The sequence below is a fragment of the Mycobacterium sp. NGS24 genome, assembly GCF_059813065.1.
The window spans coordinates 551,823-578,409 of record NZ_JCALDW010000002.1 but is presented as its reverse complement, the minus strand read 5'-3'; the positions used below and the strand labels follow the sequence as shown (position 1 = coordinate 578,409).

Sequence of the window (26,587 nt, the reverse complement as noted above, 5' to 3'; positions counted from 1 at the left end):
CCACCGCCGGCGCCGCCCTGGCCGCCCTGGTTGCCCGGCGCCGGGGAGATGCCCGCCTTAGCCGGCGCTCCCGCAGCGCCACCGCCACCGTTACCGCCCAGGCCGCCCTGGCCTCCGGTGCCGTTGCTGCCAGCCAAACCGTTGTCGACGGTTTTGCCGGCCGCGCCGGCATCCCCGCCGGTGCCGCCCTGACCACCCTGACCACCCATACCGCCGCCAGTGGCACCGGTGGTGGTGGTGCCGGTGTTCGAACCCCCGAGGCCGCCGCCACCACCTTGACCGCCGCTACCGCCGTCACCGGCCTGCCCGCCGCCGACACCGCCGATGCCTTTGCCGCCGTCACCGCCGCCACCACCGGCACCGCCCTGGCCGCCCTGAGCACCGGGGGAGGGGGCCAGGAGGTCGTCGTTGCCGTTGACTCCGGTGGCGCCGCGGCCGCCGTCACCGCCCGCACCGCCCCGCCCGCCGCCGCCGTGGGCGCCGTCGGCGCCGCCCTGGACACCTTGGCCGCCGGCCCCGGCATCGCCGCCGGCACCGCCCTGGCCGCCGTCGGCGCCTTTGCCGCCCCCGCTGGCACCGCTGGTGGTGGTCCCGGTGTGGGTGCCGCCCGTACCACCATCACCACCGGCCCCGCCGATACCGCCGGTGCCGCCGTTACCGCCGCCGACCCCGTTGATCCCGGCGCCGCCGTTACCGCCCTGGCCTCCGGCCCCGCCCTGCCAACCCGCGGTGCCCGCGGTGGGGACAGTCGAGGAGAGCCCGGTGGTCCCGAGATCGCCGCGCCCGCCGGTGCCCCCGGTACCGCCGGTCCCGCCGCTGCCCGCGCCGCCGCTATGACCGTGGGTGCCGAACACTCCGCCCGATCCAGCGGCCCCGCCCAGCCCCGCACCGCCACCGGTGCCGCCGGTACCGCCGGTGCCGCCCTCGATCTGGTAACCGAGACCGCTACCGCCCTCACCGCCCATGCCGCCGGTCCCGCCGATCCCCCCGACACCGCCAGACCCCCCAGCGCTGAACAACCCGTAGGCCGAACCGCCGTCCCCACCAAGACCCCCGGTGCCCCCGTTAAAACCCAGACCGCCCTTACCGGCGCTCAGACCACCACCAGCGGTCCCGGTCTGACCGGTACCGCCTTGTCCGCCGATCCCGCCAGCACCGCCATCACCAGCCCCCCCACCGAACAGGGCCCGCCCAGCCCCACCAGCACCCCCGGTGCCACCCGAACCACCCACACCGCCAAAGCCATCTCCGCCGCTACCGCCCACCCCGCCGACCCCGCCGAACCCGGCCAACCAACCCCCGGACCCGCCGGCACCACCGGTGGCGCCGATCCCACCCGCCACCCCGGTGCCACCCCTACCGCCGGCCCCACCATTGCCCCACAAACCCGCATCACCACCCCGACCACCGGCCTGCCCCACCGCACCCGAGCCGCCGGCCCCACCGTTGCCCCACAAAATCCCGCCATCGCCCCCCGCCTGGCCGGTGCCCGCCGCCCCATTGGCCCCATCACCGATCAACGGCCGACCCAGCAACGTGTTCGTCGGGGCATTGATCACCCCCCACACACCCCGCTCCAACACCTGCAACGGCGAAACATTCACCACCTCCGCAGCCCCATAGGCCGCCCCCGCACCACTCAACGCCGCCACGAACCGCTCATGAAACACCCCCACCTGCACACTGAGGGCCTGATACTCCGCACCAAAAGTGCCGAACAACCGCGCCACCGCCGCTGACACCTCATCACCGGCCAACGGCGCCACCCCCACCGTCGCCGGCCCCGCCGCCAACGCCGCCGCCCGCACCACCTCCCCAAGACGACCCAACTCACCCGCCGCCACAGAAACACCCTCAACCGAAGCAACCACAAACGACGACAATTCAGGTCCTCTCCCAAAGACACCACAACGCGAATTCGCGAGAAACGCTACACGCGACACACCCCCACCACAGCCAATGCCAGAAATTGAAAGAAATGTCGTATTGAGCGTTTGCGGCATGTTACGAGTCGTTCATCAGTGCTGGCGAATGAGTTGGACTCGGATGACGTCCCGAACGCCGATGTACTGGCCTTAGCTGCAGTTGTCTTTCAATACACGAACAAATCAGAATACGTGGGTGAATTAATTAAGTTGGGCGCAGCACGGACCGGGGTGATCACCGCGCCACGGCGCAAGGCCGCAGCGCCGACGCAACGGGTTCTCAAGGCAGACAGAGCGTTACGACAGGGGCATGCCTGCTGAATGGGCGGTCGTCGCGCAATGTGGGGGGGCGCCGGTTCGAGGTCGAAACTTCGCGGTGGTGGCGGCGGGGCGTAGGCGAGTAGTCCCCAATTAATAGTGAACGCGACTCGCCGATCCCAAGAAACGTCCACGGTTCAACCACCCAGCGACGCGTTAGCCTGTGCTGCAACAGTCAGCACAATCAGCGGTTTCCCGTATTGAGGCCGCACGACCTGCCTTACCTACCTGACCGCAATATTTGAATTTCATTCGAGTCTGCCAAAAGGTCGCAGTCTCACATGTAGCGCGATGGCGTCCGTTGTGTATGTGGCAGAGAGCAGAGATGGTGCTGTTGCGCGACCGGCGGTTAGTCGGATGGCGGCCACGGAGGAGAACAGCCTGGGGCCGCGCAGATGCAGCGGGTCCTGTCGCTTGAGCGACTAGGCGTCCGGGTACCCACCCAGGTACCTACCGAGGGAGATGCCATGAAAACCGTCGAGGACCGTCGCGCCCGAAGCCGCATTCCGCGTTCGCGCGGCGCCGTCACTGGGTTGCTCCTAGTCATTCTGGGCGTCTGGGGAGCGCTGATCCCGTTCGTCGGCCCCAATTTCGACTTCGCCTACACCCCCGGACAGGCCTGGACCGCGGCACGTCTATGGCTGGAAGTGCTGCCGGGCGTGGCCACCGCGCTTGGCGGTCTGTTGTTGATCGCTGCCCGGAGTCGCGGCCCCGCAATGCTGGGCGGATGGCTGGCCGCCCTCGGCGGCACCTGGTTCGTGGTCGGCACCGCTTTCGCGCCGATTCTGCGGATCGGCAGTGTTGGAGACCCGGTCGGCGCGTCGAATGCCAAGCGCGCTGTTGTGCAGATCGCGTACTTCTCCGGGCTAGGTGCGTTGATCATTTTTCTCAGTGGGGCGGTCTTGTCGCGCTTAATGGTTCGGTTAGCACGTGACGTTCAGTCGGTGCCGTCGGCCCAGCCGGTGGAGGCCCGGTCCGAGCAGCAGTACACCGGCTTGGTCGAGCCGGATCGCGACCCGCAGCAGACGGATGTGCTGACCACTCCGCGCGACCAGTACGTGCCCGCCGAAGGGCACAAGCGTGGGTTGTTCCGACGGCACCGCACACCGGTCGCGCACCAGTAGTGAGCACTGGCAGGGGCCTGACCGGGCTGTGACCAGCTCGGTCGGCGCCATCTTGGGCGTCTGGGACCGGGGTGCCGCCGCTGAACTTGGGGTTTCCACCAGTCCGCTGGTATCAAACGCTGCGTTGTCAGCCGGAGTGGCCATTACCCCTTACCAGATCATCAATACCGTTGTCGGGGCGGCGCCGGGGCATTTACATGCGCCCGTTACTACGCATACGCCGACGAATCCGGATACGTGACTGAATTCAGTGCGCGGAGGTCCGCGCCAGGGCGCAAGTTCCACCACTCGGCGGCACCGTACTCGGCGACGCCGCGATGAGTGCGCAAGGTGTGCAACGTGTTTCAGTGGAAACGACTACCGGTCCAGCGCGATGCGACCGGTGACACGGGATGAATAGGTGGCTCGAGGCCGCATGGGAACTGTGACAGCGGCGGAAAACGAAAAATGAACCCTCATTGCGAAATCGCTGAGCTGCAGTGCAGTTCAGCGGCGATGCTTCGCAGGGGTAGCGATGGTCAGTGCCGCGCGTTAGGCAGCTAACTCTTAACGCTACGTGAAATTTCAGAGCGGCGTCGCTACCGCCTCTATTGAGGCTGACAATTGATTAATCTTTGAACCGATTAACAGGCTGCGGATCCACGGCGAGGGGCCGGTGACTGTAGTGCTGCCGGTGCCCTCGCGGATGTGGGAGACGTCATTGATGTCATTGGAGGTCATCACTGCGAAGCACCCAGCTCAGCCGCTCCGGAACTGGGCAACCTTGCGTCCTCGCTGAGCGCGGCCAATGGTGCCTGTTCGACGGGCTCAATGGAACATCGTCATTCCGACTAGAGCACCGAAAAAGCAGGTGCCCGGCTGACCAAGCCGGACACCTGCCTCAACCGTCGCCCCACCTACAGCAAGCCGAGCAACTGCAGATCGCTGACGACGGTTGCGCCACAACAGATCCAATAGGCAATGGTCTTCCCTGGTGTCGGAGCCGCCCGACTTGGTGTCGTTCTTTTCGTCTCGAAGGTGTACAGCGTGTGCGGTTCGTCGTTGTCATCTTCGACGTATTCCACCACCAACGGCGCAATCCGGTGTGCCGCAGCCTGTTGCGACATCATCGACTTGAATTCCGATGCCATGGCCACCTTGGCCGTGCACGACGCGGCCGCGCTGCGCCAAGCGCTGGCCGACGGCGACGTCACCGCACTCACCCGGGTGCCCGGTATCGGCAAGCGCGGCGCCGAACGGATGATCCTGGACCTGCGCGACAAAATCGGCGCGATGGGCACCTCGGCAACGGCGACCACCTTGAACGGCCACGCGGTGCGGGGCCCGGTGGTCGAGGCGTTGGTCGGGCTGGGCTTTGCCGCCAAGCAGGCCGAGGAAGCCACCGACAAGGTGCTGGCAGCCGACCATGATGCGACCACCTCGACGGCGCTGCGGGCCGCGTTGTCGCTGCTGGGTAAGGCCAAATGAGCGGCGCCGGCGACGAAGAATTCGATCGGGACGTCTCGCCCTCACTGGCGGTCGGCGAGGGGGACATCGACGGCAACCTGCGTCCGCGCTCGCTGCGTGAGTTCATCGGCCAACCGCGGGTCCGTGAACAGCTGCAACTTGTCATCGAGGGGGCAAAGAACCGCGGGGGCACCCCGGACCACATTTTGCTGTCCGGCCCGCCGGGGTCTGGGCAAGACATCACTGGCGATGATCATCGCCGCCGAGCTGGGCTCGTCGCTGCGGGTGACGTCGGGGCCGGCCCTGGCACGTGCCGGCGATCTGGCCGCGATGCTGTCGAATCTGGTCGAACACGATGTGCTGTTCATCGACGAGATCCACCGCATCGCCCGGCCCGCCGAGGAGATGTTGTATCTGGCGATGGAGGACTTCCGGGTCGACGTGGTGGTTGGGAAAGGCCCGGGCGCGACATCCATCCCGCTGGAGGTCGCGCCCTTCACGCTGGTCGGCGCGACCACCCGGTCCGGGGCGCTGACCGGACCGCTACGCGACCGGTTCGGTTTCACCGCGTACATGGACTTCTACGAGCCCGCCGAGTTGGAGCGGGTGCTGACCCGCTCGGCTGGCATCCTGGGCATAGAGCTGGGCGCCGAGGCCGGTGCGGAGATCGCGTTACGTTCGCGCGGAACGCCGCGGATCGCCAACCGGCTGCTGCGCCGGGTGCGTGACTACGCCGAGGTCCGCGCCGACGGCATCACCCGCGATGTCGCCAAGTCCGCGCTGGAGGTCTACGACGTCGACGAGCTGGGTTTGGACCGGCTGGACCGGGGGTGTTGTCTGCGTTGACCCGTAGCTTCGGCGGCGGTCCGGTCGGCGTGTCGACGCTTGCCGTGGCGGTCGGGGAGGAAGCCGCCACGGTTGAAGAGGTTTATGAGCCTTTTCTGGTGCGCGCCGGCATGGTCGCGCGCACGCCGCGCGGCCGGGTGGCGACCGCGCTGGCCTGGACGCACCTGGGCATGACACCGCCGGCGGGGGTCAGCCAGCCCGGACTGTTCGAGTAGGAGGTACTGAAATGGTCACCGCCGCTATGGTCTTCGCCGCGCTGGCGGCGCTACTGCATGTCTACATCTTCACCATGGAATCGTTGACGTGGACCTCTCCGCGCACCCGCGCGACGTTCGGCACCACGGCCGAAGAAGCCGAGACCGCCAACTGTTGGCGTTCAACCAGGGTTTCTACAACCTGTTCCTGGCGATCGTGGCCGGCATCGGCATCGCGCGATATGCACCGGGCACCGGGACGTGGGTACCGCGCTGGTGTTCGCCGGCGGCGGGTCGATGGCCGCGGTCGCGGTCGTGCTGTTCGTCTCGGCGCGGGACAAGGCGCGCGCCGCGCTCACTCAGGGTCTGTTCCCCGTGATCGCGATCATATTGCTCGCGGTGGGTTGAATTCGCGAATTTCGGTACCCGCGCAGACGCGGGTACCCGTGCGTCCGTGAAAAACGAACTGTACGAGCGTCCCAGAAATTGCAGATGCCCCCCTGCCGTGCCGCGGTCAGCGGATTACTCCTGGTCATCCTGGGTGCACACGGAGCACTGATACCGTTCATCGGTCTCCGCTTCGATTTTGCGTACGAGCCGGCGCGCGACAGACACGGCTTTCGCTGCTGATGGTTGGCGCTGCTTTCACGCGTCGGCGCGCGGGTACCCACGCCTCATGAAAAATATCGAGGACGCTCCGTCCGAGGACGTATCCCGCGTTCGCGCGGCGCCGTCACCGGACTGCTTCTAGTCATCCTGGGCGCCTGGGGAGCACTGATCCCGTTTGTCGGGCCGAACTTCGACTTCGCCTACACGCCAGGCCAGGCGTGGACCGCCGCGCGCGGTTGGTTGGAAGTGCTGCCGGGGGCTGTCACCGCGCTGGGTGGGCTACTGCTGATCGTCGCCAAGAGTCGCGCCGGCGGGATGCTCGGCGGCGGGCTGGCGGCACTCGGTGGAGCCTGGTTCGTGGTCGGCCCAGCGTTCGTGCCGCTGCTGGGCATTGGTTCGGTCGGCGACCCGGTTGCCGCCACCGAGCGCAAGCGCGTGGCGCTCGAGCTCGCGCACTTCTACGGCTTGGGTGTGTTGATCGTGTTTCTGGCCGGGGCCGGGGCCGGGGCCGGGGTGCCCGGGTGGCGGTGCGGTTGGCCCCCGACGTCACGCCGGTCCAACCGGTGCAGCCGACGCCCGAGCCCGACCACTAGTACATGACAGGACTGGTCGAGCCCGACCGCGAGGTGTCCCCGGACGCGTTGACCGCGCCTCGGGAGCAATACGTACCGGCCGACGAACACGAATCGCGACGCGGCAGGTTGTTCCGTCGCCACCGCACACCGGTTGCGCATCCCGTAGTCGGCCAGGCCTTTCGGTAACGGCAGCCCGGAGTTAGCCGGACTCGCCGTTGCCGCCTTTAGCCTGGCCCTGGACGCCGCTGCCGCCCTGACCGCCTTGGCCATGACTACCCGAGCTGCCCCCGCCGGTGCCCCCGTTGTTCTGATCGGAGCCACCGAACGCGCCGAGTCCGCCGGCGCCACCCAGGCTGCCATCCCAACCCTGATTACCGGGGAAGGCTTCGGGATTGTTGTTGAACGTGGTCGCTATTGCGCCGCCTCCGCCACCGCCGCCGATGCCAGGTCCGCCGGCGCCACTGGACGAACCCACGCCGCCGGCGCCACCCGGGGCAGATGCGTTCGACTTGGCGGCGCCACCACCGGCGCCGCCGTCTCCGGCGGCGGCGCCGGGTCCGCCAGCGGCTCCACCGCCGCCGCCGCCTCCCCCAGCGGCGTTTCCACCCCAGGCTGTACCGGTGCTGGTCCCGCCAGCGCCTCCGCCGCCTCCGCCACCGCCGGTGCCGCCGTCCCCGCCCGAGGCGGCACCGCCACCACCGCCCGTGCCACCGGCGCCCCCTTCGGCAGAGACGACGGAGCTGCTATTGCTGGACGTGCCACCGCCACCGCCCGTGCCACCGGCGCCGCCCCGGCCCCCGGCGGCACCCCCGCCGCCGCCGTCACCGCCACCACCGCCGGCGCCGCCTCCGCCGCCTCCGCCGCCGTATCCAAAGGTGCCGGTGGAGCTTGTGCTGTACTGGCCGCCGGAGCCGCCGTTACCACCGTCGCCGCCGTCGCCGCCCTGGCCGCCCAAGGTGTTGCCTGCGCCGGCCACCCCGCCGCCTCCGCCCGCACCGCCGTCGCCGCCCTGGCCGCCGGGTGCGCTGGCGGTGGCGCCAATGGGGTTGCTGCTCGCATTGATGCCGCCGGCGCCGCCGGCGCCGCCGCCTCCGCCGGTGCCACCCTGGCCGCCGACTCCACCGCCTTGGCCGTTGAGGCCGGCGCCGCCGTCACCGCCCTGGCCGCCGACTCCACCGCTGCCGCCGTTGCCACCCGCGGTAGGTGAAAATGAGGATGTGCCGGCGGTGCCGTCGCCGCCGTCGCCGCCTCTGCCACCGGTGCCGCCGGTGCCAGCGGTGCCGACGCTGCCGTCCGCGCCGCCGTCGGTGCCGTGTCCGCCCGCGCCGGTGGTTCCGCCCGTGCCGCCCTTGCCCCCGTTGGCCCCGGCACCTCCGGTGTTATTGGTATTACTGCCGCCGTCGCCGCCGACACCGCCGACGCCGCCATTACCGCCCTTGCCGCCGTTTCCGCCGCCGGAGCCGCCGATACCGGCCCCGCCGGCACCGCCCTGGCCCCCGGCACCGCCCTGGCCGCCTTGCTTGCCCTCCGACGGGTCGTTCAGGTCGTCGGTGCCGGCGGTGCCGTCGCCGCCTTGGCCGCCGGTGCCGCCTTGCCCGCCGCTGCCACCGGTGCCGATGTTGCCGGCGTTGCCGCCGTCGGCACCGATTCCGGCCGCTCCTGCGGTGCCGCCGGTACCGCCGGTACCCCCGTCTGCGCCGGCGCCGCCGGAGGTTCCCGTATTGGCACCGCCGACGCCGCCATTGCCGCCGATTCCGCCAGTGCCGCCCCTGCCACCGTTGCCGCCTCCCTGGCCGTTGATGCCGCCGCCGCCGTCACCGCCTTGACCGCCGGCGCCGCCCCGACCGCCTTGCGTGCCCTCCGACGGGTCGGTCACGGCGTCGTTACCAGCGATGCCGTTTCCGCCGTTTCCGCCGTTGCCGCCGGTGCCGCCTTGGCCGCCGGCGCCGATGCTGCCGACCACGCCGCCGTCGATGCCGCTGCCGGCCGCTCCTGCGGTGCCACCGGTGCCACCTTTGCCGCCATCGGCACCGTCCCCGCCCGTGCTACCGACGTTGGCGCCGCCCACGCCGCCGTTGCCGCCGCTTCCGCCGGTGCCGCCTTTGCCTCCGTTGCCGCCGCCTTGGTCGTTGATGCCGGCGCCGCCGTCGCCGCCTTGGCCGCCGGCGCCGCCCTGGCCGCCCTGATGGCCTGCGCTGGGCGTGGTGTCGTCGGAGATGCCGGCAGTGCCGGTGCCGCCTTGGCCGCCGGTGCCGCCGTGGCCGCCGGTGCCGCCGGTGCCGGCGCTGCCGGCGACGCCACCATCGGTGCCGGTACCGGCCGCCCCAGCAGTGCCGCCAGTGCCGCCTTTACCGCCGTCCGCGCCGTTGCCGCTGAGGGTTCCGGTGTTGGAACCGCCCAGACCGCCGGTGCCGCCTTGGCCCCCGACGCCGCCTTTGCCGCCCTGGCCGCCCCCTTGGCCGTTGATGCCGGCGCCGCCGACGCCGCCTTGGCCGCCGGCGCCGCCCTGGCCGCCCTGGTGGCCCGCGGTCGGGTCGGTCGGGCCGTCGGTGCCGTTGGTGCCGGTGCCGCCGCCACCGCCGGTGCCGCCGGTGCCGCCGATGCCGCCGGTGCCGTTGCTGCCGGTGCCGCCGCCGTCGGTGCCGACGCCGGCCGCCCCGGCCTTGCCGCCGGTGCCGCCTTTACCGCCATCCGCGCCGGCGCCGGCGACGGTGTCGGTGTTGGTACCGCCCTGGCCGCCGGTGCCGCCGCTTCCCCCGACGCCACCCTTGCCCCCGTCACCGCCGCCCTGGTTGTTGATGCCGGCGCCGCCGACGCCGCCTTGGCCGCCGGCACCGCCCTGGCCGCCCTGGTGTCCAGCGGTGGGTGTGGTGCCGGAGGTGCCGGCACTGCCGGTCCCGCCGCTGCCGCCGGTGCCACCGGTGCCACCGACGCCACCAGTGCCGTTGCTGCCGTCGACGCCCCCGTCGGTGCCGCGGCCCGCCGCTCCCGCGGCACCGCCGGCGCCTCCTTTGCCACCATCGGCGCCTGTGCCGCCATTCCCGCCTGTGGCGGCGGTGTTGTCGCCGCCGGCGCCGCCGGTGCCCCCGACTCCGCCGACCCCGCCATTTCCGCCGGCGCCACCGCTGTGGCCGTCGATGCCGGCGCCGCCGTCACCACCCTTGCCTCCCGCCCCGCCTAGGCCACCTATGTCGCCTGTTTGAGGGGCCGCGCCACTCACTCCGGACAGTCCGGCGCCACCGGCGCCGCCCGTGCCTCCGTTCCCGCCGGACCCGCCGACACCGTTGGCGCCGTGGGCGCCAGCACTACCGAGGAAATTCAGCGTTGTCACGGAACCGCCGGCACCGCCGGCTCCGGCACTCCCGCCGGTCCCGCCGGTGCCGCCGTCACCGCCATTGTTGCTGAAGAACGGTGCGTCCCCGCCGAGCCCTCCCGCGCCGCCCGCACCGCCGGATCCGCCTTGGCCCCCAGTTCCGCCGGTGCCGCCGAACAGCGACTGCACAGCTCCGCCCGCACCGCCTGTGCCTCCGGCCCCACCGAACCCGCCGAGGTCCCCGGTCATGCCGGTCGCTCCGATGGCTCCCGAACCACCGGCTGCCCCAGCACCCCCGGCTCCGCCGGCCCCACCGGTCCCGGATAGCGAGAACAGTTGTCTGTTAGCTCCGCCGGCGCCACCGGCGCCACCGGCCCCGCCGGCTTGTCCGGTCAGAGCCATGCCGGGCGCCCCGGACCCGCCTGCCCCGCCAGCCCCGCCGTTGCCGCCCCCGAGCAGGCCGTTGGCCCCGCCGGCGCCACCGGCCCCGCCCGACCCACCCGCCACCATCGCGCTCCCACCGGCCCCGCCGGCGCCGCCGGCACCCCACAGTCCCGCCGACCCGCCCGCGCCGCCGGCCTTCCCGGGCGCGCCCGACCCGCCGTTGCCGCCGTTGCCCCACAGGATTCCGCCGTCCCCGCCGGCTTGTCCGGTGCCGTCCATCCCGTTGACGCCGTTACCGATCAGGGGGCGCCCCAACAGTGTGTTGGTGGGCGCGTTGATCACACCGAGGACGCCCTGTTCCAGGCTCTGCAATGGTGAGGTGTTGACAGCTTCGGCCATCGCATATGCGCCCGCACCGGAGACCAATGTCCGGACGAACTGGTCATGAAACAATGTAAATTGCGCGCTGAGCGTCTGATACTCCTGACCAAAGGTGCCGAACAATTTCGAGACCGCCGCCGACACTTCGTCGGCCGCCAAGGGCGCCATTCCAGTCGTTGCCTGCGCTATAGCAGAGTTGGCAATACGCAACATCTCACTGATCCCACGCAGATCGCCTGCCGCCGCAGCAAATCCGTCGGGTGATGCAACAACGTAAGACGACAATTCGGTCCTCCTCACGGGCGCTGCAAACTCATGAATCGCGGCAGAACCTTACGTCTAGAACGTCGACTTGTCAGTCGTTTTACTCGATTCGAATTGGATTCTAACTAGTCCTCGAATTGAATTCACATCTAACTCAAACCAATTGCAACACGACACGGGAATTTCCGCGAGCACGGGGCGAGCTTCTTTGCAAGGAAAGTCCGCTGCTCGGACGGTAGTCAGACGACGCACCGACCGAATCGAATGCAAGAAAACCGGTCACCCGCGGGCGACCGGTTTTCTTGTGTCGGCGTTACAGCAACCCGAGTAGCTGCAGGTCGGTGATGTACTTGACGATGACCGCCGGTGAGACGTGCGGAATATCCTTATCCGGGCCGATCTTCGCGTCCTGCACGGCTGCGCGGAACCGGTCCGTCGGGGCCATCGATCCGTTGATCGGCTGCTGCGGCTGCTGATAGTTGTGCAGCAACGGCAGCAATGAGTACTGGCGCTGACGCTCCGGCAGCGCCCGCAGCGACGTCTCGAACCGCTGCAGCCACTCGTGGTAGTTGCCGATCCGATCGATCGCGTACCCGGCGTCCACCAGCCAGTCGATGTACTCGTCCAGGCCGATCCCGTCGTCGTACGGGTTCATCACGTGGTAAGTGGTGAACCCGTCGCCGCGCTGGGGTCCCAGTGTCGAGATCGCGTCGGCGATGAACTCCACCGGCAGCCCGTCATAGTGGGCGCGCTGCCGGTTGCCTGTTATTCCATCGGGGCCGTCCAGCTGGTAAAACGACTTCGGCGCGATGCCGGAGGCGACCACGCTCAGGATGGTCCGGGTGAACATGTCCGGCAGGTTCAGCTGACCGGCGTAGGTGGTGTCAGCCAGGATCATGTCGCAGCGGAATACCGCTACCGGCAACCCGCACAGGTCGTGCGCCTCGCGTAGCAGCACCTCACCGGCCCACTTGCTGTTGCCGTAGCCGTTGGCGTAGCTGTCGTTGATCTTGCGTGTCGCGCTCATCACCCGGACGTCGGCGTCCTCGACGAACTTGCCCGGTGTGATCTGGTCGCCGACTCCGATGGTGGAGACGTAGGTGTACGGCTTTTGCTTGCTGGTCAACGCGATCCGGATCAGCTCGGCGGTGCCCAGTGCGTTGGGCCCGAACAGTTCGCTGTACGGGAGCACGTGGTTGACCAGGGCGGCGGGGTCGACGATGAGGTCGACGGTGTCTGCCAGCCGCTGCCAGGTCGCAGCGTCCAGACCCAGGTTGGCCTCGCCCTTGTCGCCGGCGATCACCTCGAGGTGATCGGCCGCCAGCTTGCGGTAGTGCGCCAGCAGCTTGGGGTCACCGCTGTCGAACGTCCGGTCCAGGCGCTCACGGGCGTCCGCGTCACTCTTGGCCCGTACCAGGGCGATGACTTTGCCGTCGACCAGGTCCATCCGTTCCAGCCAGTCCAGCGCCAGGTAGCGGCCCAGGAAGCCGGTGGCGCCGGTCAGCAGCACGGTGCGCACCTCAGTGGCCGGTCCGGGCAGCTGCGGGGCGGCGGCCAGGGTTGCGGCGTCGATGAACTTGTCCAAGGTCAGGTCGGCGGCGTGCACCTCGGTGGCGCCCCGCCCGTGCACCGAGGCGAAGGTGGGCCGCTTGGACCCGGCCTGCTCGGCTTCGATGTAAGCGGCGACAGCGGCCAGGTCGTTGGCCGGGCTGACGATCACGCCCACCGGCACGTCGACGTCGAAGATCTCGTTCAGCAGGTTGCCGAACGTCAACGCGGACAACGAGTCGCCGCCGAGATCGGTGAAGTGCGCCTCGGGAGACACCTCGGAACTGGCTGCCCCGAGCATGGCGACGGCGGCCCGGGTGACGGTGGCCAGCACGGGGGCGTCCTTGCCGGTGCGGCGAAGTTCGCTCAGCTCGTTGGCTTGGCCGGCGGCCAGGTCGGCATACAGCTGTTCCAACCGCTCCCCGTAGTGCGCCTTGAGCTTTGGCCAGGCCAGCTTGCGGATGCCGGTCAACAGGCCGTTCTCCAGGGTGAACGGCGCGGTCTCGACGATGAAGTCGCGCGGCACCTCGTAGGACTGCAGGTCGGCGTCGCGGGCCACGGTCTGCAATGAGTCCGCGATCAGCGGCTTCAGCTCGTCGACGGAATACCGCGCCAGCGCGTCTTCGGTGGGCACCACGACCGCCAGCAGGTAGGGGTGTGCGCTGTTGCCGTAGACGTAGATCTGCCGGACCAGCGGGCTGTTGCCGAACACCGCTTCCAACTTGGCGACGGTGACGAACTCGCCCTGCGCCAGTTTCAGCACGTTGTTGCGTCGGTCGACGTAGACCACCCGGTTGGGACCGACCTCGGCGACGACGTCGCCGGTGCGGTAGTAGCCGTCTGCGTCGAACACGTTCGCGGTGATCTCGGGCCGTTTGTAATAGCCGGGGAACATGTTCTCGGTCTTGAGTAGCAGCTCGCCGCGCGGATAAGGCCGGTCGGTGTTGAAGTAGCCCAGGTCAGGCACGTCGGCCAACTTGTAGTCGATCACCGGTGGACGCTGCACTTCGCCGTCGAACAGGACCATGCCGGCCTCGGTGGAGCCGTAGCCGTCCAGCAGGTGCATTTCGAGCAGAGACTCGACCCAGGCCTTCAGCTCCGGGGAGGTGGGCGCCGAGCCGGTCATCGCGAAGATGAACCGGCCGCCGAGCAGCTGCTGGCGCTGCCTGACCAGCACCTCGGCCGGGTCGGCGCCGTTGTCGACCTCGCGCAGGAATTCGCCGTACAGCGTCTCCCAGATGCGTGGCACGAAGTTGAGCTCCGTAGGCCGCACCAGGGCCAGGTCTTCGAGCAGGGTGGACAGGTCACTTTTGGCGGCGAAGTACGCGGTACCGCCGTTGCCGAGCGTGCCGTAGAGGATGCCGCGGCCCATGACGTGGCTCATCGGCATGAAATTGAGGGTGATCGACGCAGCGGTGGGGCCGAACCAGTTCTTGGCCGACCGGCGGAACATCTTGGCGACGTTGTGCTGCGGGTACATCGCACCCTTGGGTGCACCGGTGCTGCCGGAGGTGTAGATCAACAGCGCCAGCGCATCCTCAGCCACGTCAGCTACCGGGGCGCCCGGTAGGGCTTCGCCACGTCCGAGCACGTCAGCCAGCGTTTCGACCGGCACGCCGGAGTCGGACAGGGCTGCGACGGCACCATCGAGGGCCTCCCGTTGGTCGTCGACCTCGGGGTGGTAGTCGAACACCACCAGCTTGGTGGGGGTGAACCCGGCGCGGATCAGCTGCACGGCGTCGGTGAGCTGGTTGATGCTCGCCGCGAGCAATCGGGGCTCGGTCTCGGTGACGATCGGCTGCAGCTGCGCGATCGAGGCGCTGGTCTGCAGCGGAACCGAGACGGCGCCCATGCTGCCCAAGGCCATGTCGATGCTGGTGTAGTCCACGCTGGTGAAACCGAGCACGCAGACCCGGTCACCGGCCTGCACGCCGTCGGCGGCCAGGGCGTTGCCGATCGCGGCCATGCGGTCGCCGAGTTCGCCATAGGTGATCGTCTCGAAGCGGGGGAGAAGTTTGAGGGTGGTGCGTCCGGTCGCAGGGTCGGCGATGAACTCCACAGCGCGCTGGCCCAATGCGGGCCGGGCAGCGTAGCCCTGCACGACGGTCTGCAGCACGTGCGGGAGCCGCAACTCCGGGCGCTGCAAGGCCTCGGCGACGGCTGGGTCGGGCTGGGCGGCGGCGAATTGCGGATCGTTGGCGACGAGGTCTTGGGTACGGCGGGTGAGCTGCTCTTCTTCAGTGATGGTCGACATGGCAATCCTCTTCGAACGAAAAATTTGCTTTGAAGGCTATGTGCGCTGCGTTGCGCTGACTATAAGAACGTTAGCAAAACTAACATTATTCCTCAACGGCCCCGGCTGGGGAGTGCCTGTGAGTTGCAACACCGGTGTCAGCGTGGTATTCCACCCCGGTGCCGTCGCGCGTTCGAGGTCTGCAGCCGACGGAAACTAGATGTCGGCCAGCAGGCCACCGATGATCGCGATGCCTTCGGACAGTAGGTCGTCGCTGATGGTCAATGGGGGCAGCAGCCGGATGATGTTGCCGTACATTCCACAGGTCAGTACGACGACTCCGGCCGCGTGGACCGCGGTGGCCAGCCGGGCGGTCAGCTCGGGGTCCGGCTCGGCGGTGCCCGATTTCACCAGCTCGACGGCGATCATCGCGCCGCGGCCCCGCACGTCGCCGATCCGGTCGTCGCCGGCCTGCAACCGCAGCAGCGGCTCGGTGACCAGCCGCTCGATCTCCCGTGCCCGCTCGATGAGGCCGTCGGACTCGATGGTCGCGATGGTGGCCAGCGCCGCCGCGCACGCGACGGGGTTGCCACCGAACGTGCCGCCCAGTCCGCCGCCGTGCGAGGCGTCCATGATCTCGGCGCGGCCGGTGATCGCGGACAGCGGCAGCCCGTCGGCGATGCCTTTGGCAGTGACGATCACGTCGGGCTCGATGTCCTCGTGTTCGCAGGCGAACATCGCCCCGGTACGCGCGAAGCCGGTCTGCACTTCGTCGGCGATGAACACGACGTCGTTCTCCCGGCACCAGCGCAACAGCGTCGGCAGAAAACCCTCGGCGGGCACGATGAACCCGCCTTCGCCCTGAATGGGCTCGATGATGACCGCGGCCAGGTTCTTGGCCCCGACCTGCTTTTCCATCACGCTGATCGCGCGGGCCGCCGCTTTCTCCCCATCGGTGGCCAGTTCCTTGTCCAGCAGCCCGTCCCGGTAGGGGTAGGACATCGGTGCGCGATAGATCTCCGGCGCGAACGGGCCGAACCCGCTCTTGTATGGCATGGACTTGGCGGTCAGCGCCATCGCCATATTGGTGCGCCCGTGGTACGCGTGGTCGAACGCGACCACCGCAGGCTTGCGGGTGTGGGACCGGGCAACCTTGATCGCGTTCTCGACGGCTTCAGCCCCGGAGTTGAACAGCACCGAGCGCTTTTCGCCGGCGCCGGGGGTGATGCGGTTCAGTTCCTCGGCGACGGCGACATACCCCTCGTACGGCGTCACCATGAAGCACGTGTGGGTGAACTCGGCGACCTGCCCGCGCACCGCCTCGACGACGGCCGGTGCCGAGTTGCCGATCGTGGTCACCGCGATGCCTGAACCCAGGTCGATCAGGCGGTTGCCGTCGACGTCCTCGATGATGCCGCCGCCGGCGCGGGCGACGAATACCGGCAGGGTGACCGCGACGCCGTGGGAAACCGCGGCAGTGCGGCGTTTGTTGAGTTCCAGCGACGCGGGACCCGGGATTTCGGTGACCAGATGACGGCTTTGCTCGAGGCTGGCCACGGACCGCTCCTTCCGCGGCGCGCCGGTCACGTCGCGAATGAAAGCCTAACTGCTGGCCCGCATCCGGCGGGCCGTTGGGCTGCGCCACCCGTGGTGGGGTCGGTTTGCGACGTTCCCGAATGGCAGACTGGACCGTTGACGACGTGATCGAGCGCCGGGTCCGACTGGCGCCGTCCCCGATTTTTCGCGGGATTTTCGAACACTACCGATACGAGAGACAGGCTTTTCGATGCAGAGTTTGATGTTGTTCGCGCCGTTCCTGATCATCATGGCCGGCTTCATGTTCATGGCTTCGCGGCGCCAGCGGCGGGCCGTGCAGGCGACCATCGACCTGCACGAATCGCTGCGGCCGGGGGACCGGGTGCACACGACCTCAGGGCTGGAAGGCACCATCGTCGGCATCACCGAGGACGACGTGGAACTCGAGATATCGCCAGGGGTGGTGACGACCTGGATGAAGCTGGCCATCCGGGACAAGATCCTGCCCGATGACGACGACGCGGAGGAGGACTCGGCCGTCGCCGCCGCGGAGGACGCCGACGACGAGACGCACGTCGCCAAGGATTCCTGACCGGGGCTACCTGCCGCGTCCGTGACGCTGGTCTGAACGCGGCACGTAGTCTTTCCGGAAGCTCGCACGGGGCAAGTACCGATTTCAAGGAGAAGGAACGTGGCATCGTCTTCTGCGCCGGTGCAGCCTGCCCGCTACCTGTCGGTGTTCCTGCTCATGCTCGTCGGCGTCTATCTGTTGGTGTTCCTCACCGGCGACAAGAAGGCCGCGCCGAAACTGGGCATCGATCTGCAGGGCGGCACCCGGGTGACGTTGACGGCGCGTACCCCGGACGGCAAGCGTCCCAGCCCGGAAGCGCTGGCGCAGGCGCGCGAGATCATCAACTCCCGCGTCAACGGCCTGGGTGTGTCCGGCAGTGAGGTGGTCGTCGACGGCGACAACCTGATCATCACGGTGCCCGGCAACGACGGCAACGAGGCGCGCAACCTAGGGCAGACCGCCCGGCTCTACATCCGTCCGGTGATCGACACCCGGCCGGCGCAGGCGATTCCCGAAGAGCCCAGGCCGGCCGAGGAGCAGCCGGCCCCCGGTGCTCCGGCGCCCGGTGGAACGGCTCCGGCCCCGGGTGCCCCGGCTCCGGCCCCGGGTGCCCCGGCTCCTGCCCCGGGTGCCCAGGCCCCGGCGCCGGGCGGTCCGGCATCCGGTGCCCCGGCTCCCGCGTCCGGCACCCCGGCGCCACCCCCGCGTGGACAACCACGGCCCTATCCGCAGGATCCGCCGCCGAGCCCGTCGCCTGCCCCCAGCCCGGCGCCTGCGCCCGGTCTGTCGCCTGCGCCCAGTGGGGAGCCGGCGCCGCCCGCAGCACCTGCGCCCCCCGATCCGCGCCAAGCTCTCGCAGAGCGCATCGCGCAGGAGAAGAAGTGGCGGCAGAGCACCAGTCAGTACATCCAGATGATCGCCCTGCAGTTCCAGGCCACCCGATGCGGCAAAGAGGACATCCTGGCCGGTAACGACGACCCGAACCTGCCACTGGTCACCTGCTCGACCGACCACAAGATGGCCTACCTGCTGGCGCCGTCGATCATCAGCGGCGACCAGATCCAGGACGCGTCGTTCAACCAGGACCAACGCAGCCTCGGCTGGGTGGTCGATCTGCAGTTCAAAGGTCCCGCCACCAGCGTCTGGGCCGACTTCACCGCCGCCCACACCGGCACCGAGACAGCCTTCACGCTGGACTCGCAGGTCGTCAGCGCGCCGCGGATCAGGGAGCCGATCCCCGGTGGACGCACCCAGATCAGCGGGGGCGAGCCACCTTTCAGCTCGGCGACCGCCAAACAGCTTGCGAACGTGCTGAAGTACGGCTCGCTGCCGCTGTCCTTCGAATCCTCAGAGGCCCAAACTGTCTCTGCGACACTGGGTCTGTCGTCGCTGCGGGCCGGTCTGATCGCCGGCGGGATCGGGCTGCTGCTGGTGCTGGTGTATGCCCTGCTGTACTACCGGGTGCTCGGATTGCTCACGGCGTTGTCGCTGATTGCTTCCGGCGCAATGGTTTTCGCAATTCTGGTGCTGCTCGGCCGATATATGAACTACACCCTGGACCTGGCCGGTATCGCCGGTCTGATCATCGGCATCGGTACGACGGCGGACTCGTTCGTGGTGTTCTTCGAGCGGATCAAAGATGAAATCCGCGAAGGCCGTTCCTTCCGGTCGGCGGTTCCGCGTGGTTGGGCACGGGCACGCAAGACCATCGTTTCCGGCAACGCGGTCACCTTCCTGGCTGCCGCCGTGCTCTACGCCCTGGCGATCGGCCAGGTCAAGGGCTTCGCGTTCACCCTGGGCCTCACCACGATCCTCGACCTCGCCGTCGTGTTCCTGGTGACCTGGCCGCTGGTGTACCTGGCCTCCAAGTCTTCGCGGCTGGCCAAGCCGGCGTACAACGGCTTGGGCGCTGTGCAGCAGGTCGCCCGCGAACGCCGCACCGCGTCTGCAGGTGCCCGCTCGAGCAACACCAATACGGGACGGGGATAACCGATGGCCAAAGACCCCGAGGACCGCTCGGCCACCACCGACAGTGCGAAGGCGGCCAAGACGACGCCGGCCACGAAGCCGGCCGCCAAGCCCGCCCGCCCCACGGCGCGCAAGACCACCGCGGCCAAAGCCGCCAAGTCGACCGCGGCCAAACCCGACGCGACGACGGCGGCGACAGCACCTGCCAAGGTCGCAACCGAGGAAAAGTCCAGCGTCGCAGCCAAAGACGACAGCACGGAATCACCGACGGCCACCACGGTCGCTGTCACAGACACCCAACCGGACACCGCCGGCGGCCCTAAGCACAGCTTCCTGTCCCGGCTCTACACCGGTACCGGCGCCTTCGAGGTGGTGGGACGCCGCCGGCTCTGGTACGGGATCAGCGGCGCCATCATGGCGATCGCGGTCCTGGCGATCCTCATCCGCGGCTTTGCGTTCGGCATCGACTTCAAGGGCGGCACCACGGTGTCACTGCCCGCGGCCGGGGCCGCCGGCACCATCCAGGTCGCCCAGGTCGAAGACATATACACCAAGGCGATCGGCAAAGATCCGGAATCGGTGGTCAGCGTCGGCAAGGGGTCGTCGGCCACCGTGCAGATCCGGTCCGAGCACCTCACCAACGAGCAGACCGAAAAGCTGCGCAACGCGCTGTTCGACGGGTTGCAGCCCACGGGTGCCGACGGCAAACCCAACAAGAGCGCGATCAGCGACGCCGCGGTCTCCTCGACCTGGGGTGGTCAGATCACCAAGAAGGCGATCCTGGCGCTGGCCGTGTTCCTGGCGCTGGTCGCGGTCTACATCACCGTGCGTTACGAGCGGTACATGACGTTGTCCGCACTAGCGGCAATGGTTTTCGACATCACGGTCACCGCCGGCGTGTATGCCCTGGTGGGTTTCGAGGTCACCCCGGCGACGGTGATCGGGCTGCTGACCATCCTCGGCTTCTCGATCTACGACACCGTCATCGTGTTCGACAAGGTCGAGGAGAACACCCACGGGTTCCAGCACACCACCCGGCGCACTTTCGCCGAGCAGGCCAACCTGGCGGTCAACCAGACGTTCATGCGCTCGATCAACACCAGCCTCATCTCGGTGCTACCCGTTGTTGCGTTGATGGTGGTGGCGGTGTGGCTGCTGGGGGTGGGCACGCTCAAAGACCTGGCGCTGGTGCAGCTGATCGGCATCATCGTCGGCACCTATTCGTCGATCTTCTTCGCCACACCGCTGCTGGTCACATTGCGCGAACGCACCGAACTGGTGCAGACCCACACGCGTCGGGTGCTGCGGCGGCGCGGGGTGGCCGTCCCGGCAAAGGCGTCCAGCGCCAAGAAATCTCGCGGGAAGCCCCCCGTCGATAAGACCGATGACGTGTCCGGCGACGACGAGACAGAGCAGACCGAGGCGGTCTCGCTCGCCAAAGCAGAAACTGACACCCCACCGGCCGCCAACAAACCGGCCCCCGGTGCGCGACCGGTGCGTCCCACCGGCACCCGGCGTCCCACCGGCAAGCGAAACGTCGGCAAGCGGTAGGCGCATGGCCACCCGGTGTCGCTGGCGAAAAGCTCTGCTGGTCAACGGCGTTGCCGCTGTGCTGGCGGTGGCGGGCCTGTCCGGATGCTCGGGCAGCGCAGCGGGCCAAATCGAGTACGTGGTCGACGGCATGGTGACGACCTATAACACCAACACCACCGTCGGCGCCGCATCGGCCGGGGCCCAGGCGTTCGCGCGGACCCTGACCGGATTCGGCTACCACGGACCCGACGGGCAGGTGGTCGCCGACCACGACTTCGGCACCATCTCGGTGGTGGGCGGATCTCCGCTGGTGCTCGACTACCAAATCGCCGACAACGCCGTCTATTCCGACGGCAAACCGGTGACCTGCGACGACCTGGTGCTGGCCTGGGCCGCCCAGTCCGGGCGGTTCGGTGGGTTCGACGCGGCCACCCAGGCCGGTTACGTCGACATCGCCAATATCGAGTGCACGCCGGGCCAGAAGAAGGCCCGCGTGTCGTTCATCCCGGACCGCGGCGTCGTCGACTACACGCAGCTGTTCACCGCGACGTCGATGATGCCGTCGCACATCCTGTCCGACACGTTGGGTTCCGACATCACCACGGCCCTGTTGACCAACAAGGTGTCGGTGGTGGAACAGGTTGCGCGACTGTGGAATACGACCTGGGATCTCAAGCCCGGGGCCGATCTCAAACGTTTTCCGTCGTCCGGTCCGTACCGGATCGAGTCGGTACTGGACGGCGGCGGAGTGGTGCTGGTGGCCAACGACCGCTGGTGGGGCGCCAAGGCGATCACCAAGCGCGTGACCGTGCGACCACAGGGCGGCGACATCCAGGATCGGGTCAACAACCGCCGGGTGGACGTGGTCGACGTGGCGGCCGGGTCGTCGGGAGCGCTGGCCACCCCGGACGACTATCAGCGCACCGACTCGCCCGCGGCGGGGATCCAACAGCTGATTTTCGCCCCGCAGGGTCCGCTGGCCCAGATCCCGTTCCGTCGGGCATTCGCGTTCTGTACACCCCGCGACGTGATCGCGCGCGACGCCGCGGTGCCGATCGCGAACTCGCGCCTGTCCTCGGCCACCGAGGACGCGCTGTCCGCCGCGGACGGTGCGGGCGAAGCCGGCCCGTTCAACAAGGCCAACTCCAACGCCGCCCGCGACGCGCTGCGCGGCACGCCGCTGACAGTGCGGATCGGCTACCGCGGCCCCAACGCCCGCCTGGCGGCCACCGTCGGATCCATTGCCGCGTCGTGCGGGCCGGCCGGGATCACCGTGACGAACGTGACCCTGGACACTTCGGGCCCGCAGGCGTTGCGGGAAGGGAAAATCGACGTGCTGCTGGCCGGCACGGGCGGCGCCACAGGCAGCGGCTCCACGGGTTCCTCGCCGATGGACGCCTACGCCTTGCACGGCGGCAACGGCAACAACCTCTCGGGTTACGCCAATCCGCAGGTCGACGGGATCATCGGCGCGCTGGCGGTGTCCGCCGACCCGGCCGAACGGGCCCGGTTGCTGGGCGAGGGCGCGCCGCTGTTGTGGGCGGACATGCCGACGTTGCCCTTGTACCGGCAGCAGCGGACCCTGCTGACGTCCAAGAAGATGTATGCCGTCAGCAAGAACCCGACCCGGTGGGGGGCGGGCTGGAACATGGACCGATGGGCTCTGGTGCAGTGAAACTACGGGTGCCGTGACCGACGTCGCCGCTCTGATCGACGGTCTGACCCGCAGGGTCGCCGACTTCCCCGAGCCCGGGGTGCAGTTCAAAGACCTCACCCCGGTCTTCGCGAACGCCGATGCGATGGCCGCGATCACCGAGGCGCTGACCGAAGTTTCCGTCGGCGCGGACCTGGTGGCCGGCATCGACTCCCGCGGTTTTCTGCTGGCCGCCGCCGTCGCCACCCGGCTGCGCACCGGTGTGCTGGCCATCCGCAAGGGCGGCAAATTGCCGCCGCCCGTGCTCAGCGAGGACTACCAGCGCGAATACGGCGCCGCCACCGTGGAGATTCCAGCTGACGGAATCGAGTTGGCCGGTCTGCGCGTTGTGATCATCGACGACGTGTTGGCCACCGGTGGCAGCGTCGGCGCCGCACAGCGGCTGCTGCAGCGCGCCGGGGCCCACCCGACCGGTGCGGCGGTGGTGGTGGAGCTGCCCGGGCTCGGTGGTCGCGAGGCGGTGGCGCCGTTGCCGGTGCACAGCCTCAGTCGCGCCTGACAATCCACTTCCCGCGATATCCTCTAGGTCGGAGGTGACCAGTGACCAACGTGGCGGACGAACAGAGCACGCTACAGGCTGTCGCCCCGGCTGCGGAAACGCCGTCCGGCCCGCCCACCGAGCCGCTCCCGATACCTCCCGCCGAGCCGGTCCCGGCACCTCCCGCCGAGCCGCTGAAGTCCAGCAGCAGCGCGTCCCGCCGGGTGCGGGCGCGACTGGCCCGCCGGATGACCGCGCGCAGCAGCGCCATCAACCCGGTGCTGGAGCCGCTCGTCGCGGTGCACCGGGAGGTCTATCCCAAGGCGGACCTCTCGCTGCTGCAGCGCGCCTATGAGGTGGCCGACCAGCGGCACGCCAGCCAGTTGCGGCATTCCGGCGACCCCTACATCACCCACCCGCTGGCCGTGGCAAACATTCTGGCCGAGTTGGGCATGGACACCACCACCCTGGTGGCCGCACTGCTGCACGACACCGTCGAAGACACCGGTTACACCCTCGAGGCGCTGTCCGAGGAATTCGGTGAGGAGGTGGGCCATCTCGTCGACGGCGTGACCAAGCTGGACCGCGTGGTGCTGGGCAGCGCCGCTGAGGGCGAGACGATCCGCAAGATGATCACCGCGATGGCCCGCGACCCGCGGGTGCTGGTGATCAAGGTGGCCGACCGGTTGCACAACATGCGGACCATGCGTTTCCTGCCGCCGGAGAAGCAGGCCCGGAAAGCCCGCGAGACGCTGGAAGTCATTGCGCCCCTTGCGCATCGGCTGGGGATGGCCAGTGTCAAGTGGGAGCTCGAAGATCTGTCGTTCGCGATTCTGCATCCCAAGAAGTACGAGGAGATCGTCCGGTTGGTGGCCGGGCGCGCCCCGTCCCGGGACACCTACCTGGCCAAGGTGCGCACCGAGATCACCACCACGCTGAGTGCCTCCAAGATCAAGGCGACGGTGGAGGGCCGCCCCAAGCACTACTGGTCGATCTACCAGAAGATGATCGTCAAGGGCCGCGACTTCGACGACATCCACGACCTGGTCGGCATCCGTATCCTGTGTGACGAGATCCGGGACTGTTATGCCGCTGTGGGCGTGGTGCATTCGCTGTGGCAGCCGATGGCGGGACGGTTCAAGGACTACATCGCCCAGCCCCGGTACGGGGTGTACCAGTCGCTGCACACCACCGTCGTCGGCCCGGAGGGTAAGCCGCTGGAGGTGCAGATCCGCACCAGCGACATGCACCGCACCGCGGAATTCGGTATCGCCGCGCACTGGCGCTATAAGGAAACCAAGGGCCGCAACGGTGTTCCGCATCAGCACGCCGCCGCCGAGATCGACGACATGGCCTGGATGCGTCAGCTGCTCGACTGGCAACGGGAGGCCGCCGACCCCGGGGAGTTCCTGGAGTCGTTGCGTTACGACCTTGCGGTGCAAGAGATCTTCGTGTTCTCACCCAAGGGCGACGTGTTCACCCTGCCCGCCGGCTCCACGCCGGTGGACTTCGCCTACGCCGTGCACACCGAGGTCGGCCACCGCTGCATAGGCGCCCGGGTCAACGGCCGGCTGGTGGCGCTGGAGCGCAAGCTGGAAAACGGCGAAGTCGTCGAGGTTTTCACGTCGAAGGCGCTCAACGCCGGTCCGTCGCGGGACTGGCAGCAGTTCGTGGTGTCGCCCCGCGCCAAGACCAAGATTCGCCAGTGGTTCGCCAAGGAGCGCCGGGAGGAGGCGCTGGAGACGGGCAAGGAGGCGATGGCCCGCGAGGTGCGTCGGGCCGGACTTCCGTTGCAGCGCTTGGTCAATGGTGAGTCGATGGCGTCGGTGGCGCGCGAACTGCACTACACCGACGTGTCCGCGATGTACGCTGCGATCGGCGAAGGGCACGTCTCGGCGCGGCATGTGGTGCAGCGGTTGCTGGCCGAGTTGGGCGGCATCGACCAGGCCGAGGACGACGTTGCCGAACGGTCGACCCCGGCAACAATGCCCCGGCGCCCGCGCAGCACCGAGGACGTCGGGGTCTCGGTGCCCGGCGCGCCCGGTGTGCTGACCAAGCTGGCCAAGTGCTGCACGCCGGTGCCTGGCGACCAGATCATGGGGTTCGTCACCCGCGGTGGTGGTGTGAGCGTGCACCGCACCGACTGCACCAACGCCGCATCGCTGCAGCAGCAGGCCGAGCGCATCATCGAGGTCCTGTGGGCGCCGTCGCCGTCGTCGGTGTTCCTGGTCGCGATCCAGGTCGAGGCGCTCGACCGGCACCGACTGCTCTCCGACGTCACCCGCGTGCTGGCCGACGAGAAGGTGAACATCCTGTCGGCGTCGGTCACCACCTCCGGCGACCGGGTGGCGATCAGCCGCTTCACCTTCGAGATGGGCGCCCCGAAGCACCTGGGGCATCTGTTGAACGTGGTCCGCAACGTGGAGGGCGTCTACGACGTGTACCGGGTGACGTCCGCGTCCTAGGTCGGTTCAATCGATTCGGACGACGGCGTACCGGTCGGGTCGCTCGGCTCGGGCTCCGGCGTCGTAGTGCTGCTGCTCGTTTCGCTGAACGTCGTCGTCGTCGTGGTGGACGGTGGAGCGGTGGGGGGCCCGTCGTCCGCGGCGAAGAACGCGACCAACGCGGCTACCAGGACCAGCAGCAATCCCGAACCCGCGACCGTCGCGATCAGCACCGTACGGCCGCTTCCCGCCTTGGCGGGGGTGGGTGGATCGGCGATGCCCTCGGAATCCACCGGCCGCAGCCCGGTGGGCGCCTCGGCCGGCGGCGGCGGGGGCAGGGGCAGCGCGGCCCCACCCAACGCCGCGCGCGCGGCGTCGGCGAGCTCGGTGACGGTCTGATACCGGTCTTGCGGGTCTTTGGCCATCCCGCGCGCGACCACCGCGTCGAAGGCCGGCGAAATACCGGGCACCAGGACCGTCGGTCGCGGCGGAGGGGAGTGCAGATGGCCCGAGATCTGTTCTGCGAACGACTCGCCGGGGTACGGTCGCGCACCCGTCAGGCACTCGTAGAGCACACAGCCGAGCGCGTACACGTCGGCCCGCGAATCGGTTGTGCCACTGAATCTTTCCGGCGCAAGATAGGCCAGGGTGCCCATCGTGGTCCCGGTCCCGGTGAGGGCGGTGTCGGTGGTGGCGCGGGCCAGCCCGAAGTCGATCAGGTAGACGAAGTCACGGGCCGCGGCGACCAGGATGTTGGACGGCTTGACGTCACGATGCACCAGCCCGGCCCGGTGCGCGCTGTCCAGTGCTGCCGCGGTCTGCTCGATGATCGCCACCGTCTGTTCGGGGGTCAGCCGGCCGCCGTTTTCGACGATGAACTGGGCCAGATCCCGGCCCTCGACCAGGCGCATATCCACATACAGGCGACCGTCGATCTCACCGAAACTGTGGATGGGCACCACATGCGGATCGTTCAGGCTGGCCGCGGTGCGGGCCTCGCGGCGGAATCGGTGCTGAAACTCCTTGTCCTCGACCAGATGCGGCGGCAACACCTTGATCGCGACGATCCGGTCGGTCTCGGTGTCGTAGGCGCGGTAGACCTGCCCCATACCGCCGCGACCCAGCAGTCCCTGCAACTGGTATCGACCGAATGCACTTTCGGTCACAAGTGCTCCTCCCCGGT

The 26,587-nt window shown here is 68.8% G+C and carries 10 protein-coding genes and 8 pseudogenes; 11 read left to right on the top strand and 7 right to left on the bottom strand.

Annotation, left to right across the window (positions count from 1 at the left end):
- Positions 1-1,844: PE family protein (locus AC5Y6Y_RS05440; protein ID WP_499929479.1), on the bottom strand; the 1,844-nt coding region annotated here is incomplete at its 3' end.
- Positions 1,845-2,710: 866 nt separating this feature from the next.
- Here AC5Y6Y_RS05440 and AC5Y6Y_RS05435 point away from each other — a divergent pair.
- Positions 2,711-3,367, top strand: coding sequence for a hypothetical protein (locus AC5Y6Y_RS05435; RefSeq protein WP_473139522.1), 657 nt, complete (start codon positions 2,711-2,713; stop codon positions 3,365-3,367).
- A 995-nt stretch (positions 3,368-4,362) separates the two neighbouring features.
- Here the strand turns inward: AC5Y6Y_RS05435 and AC5Y6Y_RS05430 are convergent.
- Positions 4,363-4,491 (bottom strand): annotated as a pseudogene (locus AC5Y6Y_RS05430) (F0F1 ATP synthase subunit gamma); the annotation flags it as partial.
- A 1-nt stretch (position 4,492) separates the two neighbouring features.
- Here AC5Y6Y_RS05430 and AC5Y6Y_RS05425 point away from each other — a divergent pair.
- From AC5Y6Y_RS05425 to AC5Y6Y_RS05410, 4 pseudogenes are all read left to right on the top strand, one after another.
- Positions 4,493-4,834, top strand: a pseudogene (locus AC5Y6Y_RS05425) (helix-hairpin-helix domain-containing protein); the annotation flags it as partial.
- A pseudogene (gene ruvB / locus AC5Y6Y_RS05420) lies at positions 4,831-5,874 on the top strand (Holliday junction branch migration DNA helicase RuvB). The pseudogenes AC5Y6Y_RS05425 and ruvB, both read left to right, overlap by 4 nt.
- An 11-nt stretch (positions 5,875-5,885) precedes the next feature.
- Positions 5,886-6,261 (top strand): annotated as a pseudogene (locus AC5Y6Y_RS05415) (DUF1304 domain-containing protein).
- Between the two features lie 303 nt (positions 6,262-6,564).
- A pseudogene (locus AC5Y6Y_RS05410) lies at positions 6,565-7,223 on the top strand (hypothetical protein).
- Positions 7,224-10,695: 3,472 nt separating this feature from the next.
- Here the strand turns inward: AC5Y6Y_RS05410 and AC5Y6Y_RS05405 are convergent.
- The 4 genes and pseudogenes from AC5Y6Y_RS05405 to gabT all read right to left on the bottom strand — a co-directional run.
- A pseudogene (locus AC5Y6Y_RS05405) lies at positions 10,696-11,055 on the bottom strand (PGRS repeat-containing protein); the annotation flags it as partial.
- 120 nt (positions 11,056-11,175) lie between these two features.
- Positions 11,176-11,328: pseudogene (locus tag AC5Y6Y_RS05400) on the bottom strand (PE family protein); the annotation flags it as partial.
- Positions 11,329-11,692: 364 nt separating this feature from the next.
- Positions 11,693-15,181: a carboxylic acid reductase gene (gene car / locus AC5Y6Y_RS05395; RefSeq protein WP_473139524.1), complete on the bottom strand. Its 3,489-nt coding sequence runs from the start codon at positions 15,179-15,181 to the stop codon at positions 11,693-11,695.
- A gap of 195 nt (positions 15,182-15,376) precedes the next feature.
- On the bottom strand, positions 15,377-16,717 hold the full coding sequence (gene gabT, locus AC5Y6Y_RS05390; RefSeq protein WP_473139525.1) for a 4-aminobutyrate--2-oxoglutarate transaminase: 1,341 nt from the start codon (positions 16,715-16,717) through the stop codon (positions 15,377-15,379).
- A gap of 229 nt (positions 16,718-16,946) precedes the next feature.
- On the opposite strand from gabT, the gene yajC reads away from it, so the two are divergent.
- The 6 genes from yajC to AC5Y6Y_RS05360 all read left to right on the top strand — a co-directional run bounded on the left by yajC (position 16,947) and on the right by AC5Y6Y_RS05360 (position 25,425).
- On the top strand, positions 16,947-17,288 hold the full coding sequence (gene yajC, locus AC5Y6Y_RS05385) for a preprotein translocase subunit YajC (protein WP_473139526.1): 342 nt from the start codon (positions 16,947-16,949) through the stop codon (positions 17,286-17,288).
- 99 nt (positions 17,289-17,387) lie between these two features.
- Entirely contained in the window at positions 17,388-19,256 is a 1,869-nt protein-coding gene (gene secD, locus AC5Y6Y_RS05380) for a protein translocase subunit SecD (RefSeq protein WP_473139527.1), read from the top strand.
- Positions 19,257-19,259: 3 nt separating this feature from the next.
- Positions 19,260-20,786 carry a protein translocase subunit SecF gene (gene secF, locus AC5Y6Y_RS05375; RefSeq protein WP_473139528.1) on the top strand — a complete coding sequence of 509 codons (1,527 nt, stop codon included), beginning with the start codon at positions 19,260-19,262 and terminating at the stop codon, positions 20,784-20,786.
- Between the two features lie 4 nt (positions 20,787-20,790).
- The gene (locus AC5Y6Y_RS05370) at positions 20,791-22,443 is read left to right on the top strand and encodes an ABC transporter substrate-binding protein (RefSeq protein WP_473139529.1); all 1,653 of its coding nucleotides are present in this window, start codon (positions 20,791-20,793) and stop codon (positions 22,441-22,443) included.
- Positions 22,373-22,981 carry an adenine phosphoribosyltransferase gene (locus tag AC5Y6Y_RS05365; RefSeq protein WP_473139530.1) on the top strand — a complete coding sequence of 203 codons (609 nt, stop codon included), beginning with the start codon at positions 22,373-22,375 and terminating at the stop codon, positions 22,979-22,981. The genes AC5Y6Y_RS05370 and AC5Y6Y_RS05365 overlap by 71 nt, the downstream gene beginning before the upstream one ends.
- A gap of 50 nt (positions 22,982-23,031) precedes the next feature.
- The gene (locus AC5Y6Y_RS05360) at positions 23,032-25,425 is read left to right on the top strand and encodes a RelA/SpoT family protein (protein ID WP_463825432.1); all 2,394 of its coding nucleotides are present in this window, start codon (positions 23,032-23,034) and stop codon (positions 25,423-25,425) included.
- Positions 25,426-25,529: 104 nt separating this feature from the next.
- Here the strand turns inward: AC5Y6Y_RS05360 and AC5Y6Y_RS05355 are convergent.
- A pseudogene (locus tag AC5Y6Y_RS05355) lies at positions 25,530-26,570 on the bottom strand (serine/threonine-protein kinase); the annotation flags it as partial.
- Positions 26,571-26,587 lie beyond the last annotated feature (17 nt).

Coding starts and splice junctions, on each gene's coding strand:
- car (WP_473139524.1), bottom strand. CDS start 15,181: ATGTCGACCATCACTGAAGAAGAGCAGCTCACCCGCCGTACCCAAGAC.
- AC5Y6Y_RS05435 (WP_473139522.1), top strand. CDS start 2,711: ATGAAAACCGTCGAGGACCGTCGCGCCCGAAGCCGCATTCCGCGTTCG.
- secF (WP_473139528.1), top strand. CDS start 19,260: ATGGCCAAAGACCCCGAGGACCGCTCGGCCACCACCGACAGTGCGAAG.
- yajC (WP_473139526.1), top strand. CDS start 16,947: ATGCAGAGTTTGATGTTGTTCGCGCCGTTCCTGATCATCATGGCCGGC.
- AC5Y6Y_RS05370 (WP_473139529.1), top strand. CDS start 20,791: ATGGCCACCCGGTGTCGCTGGCGAAAAGCTCTGCTGGTCAACGGCGTT.
- AC5Y6Y_RS05365 (WP_473139530.1), top strand. CDS start 22,373: ATGCCGTCAGCAAGAACCCGACCCGGTGGGGGGCGGGCTGGAACATGG.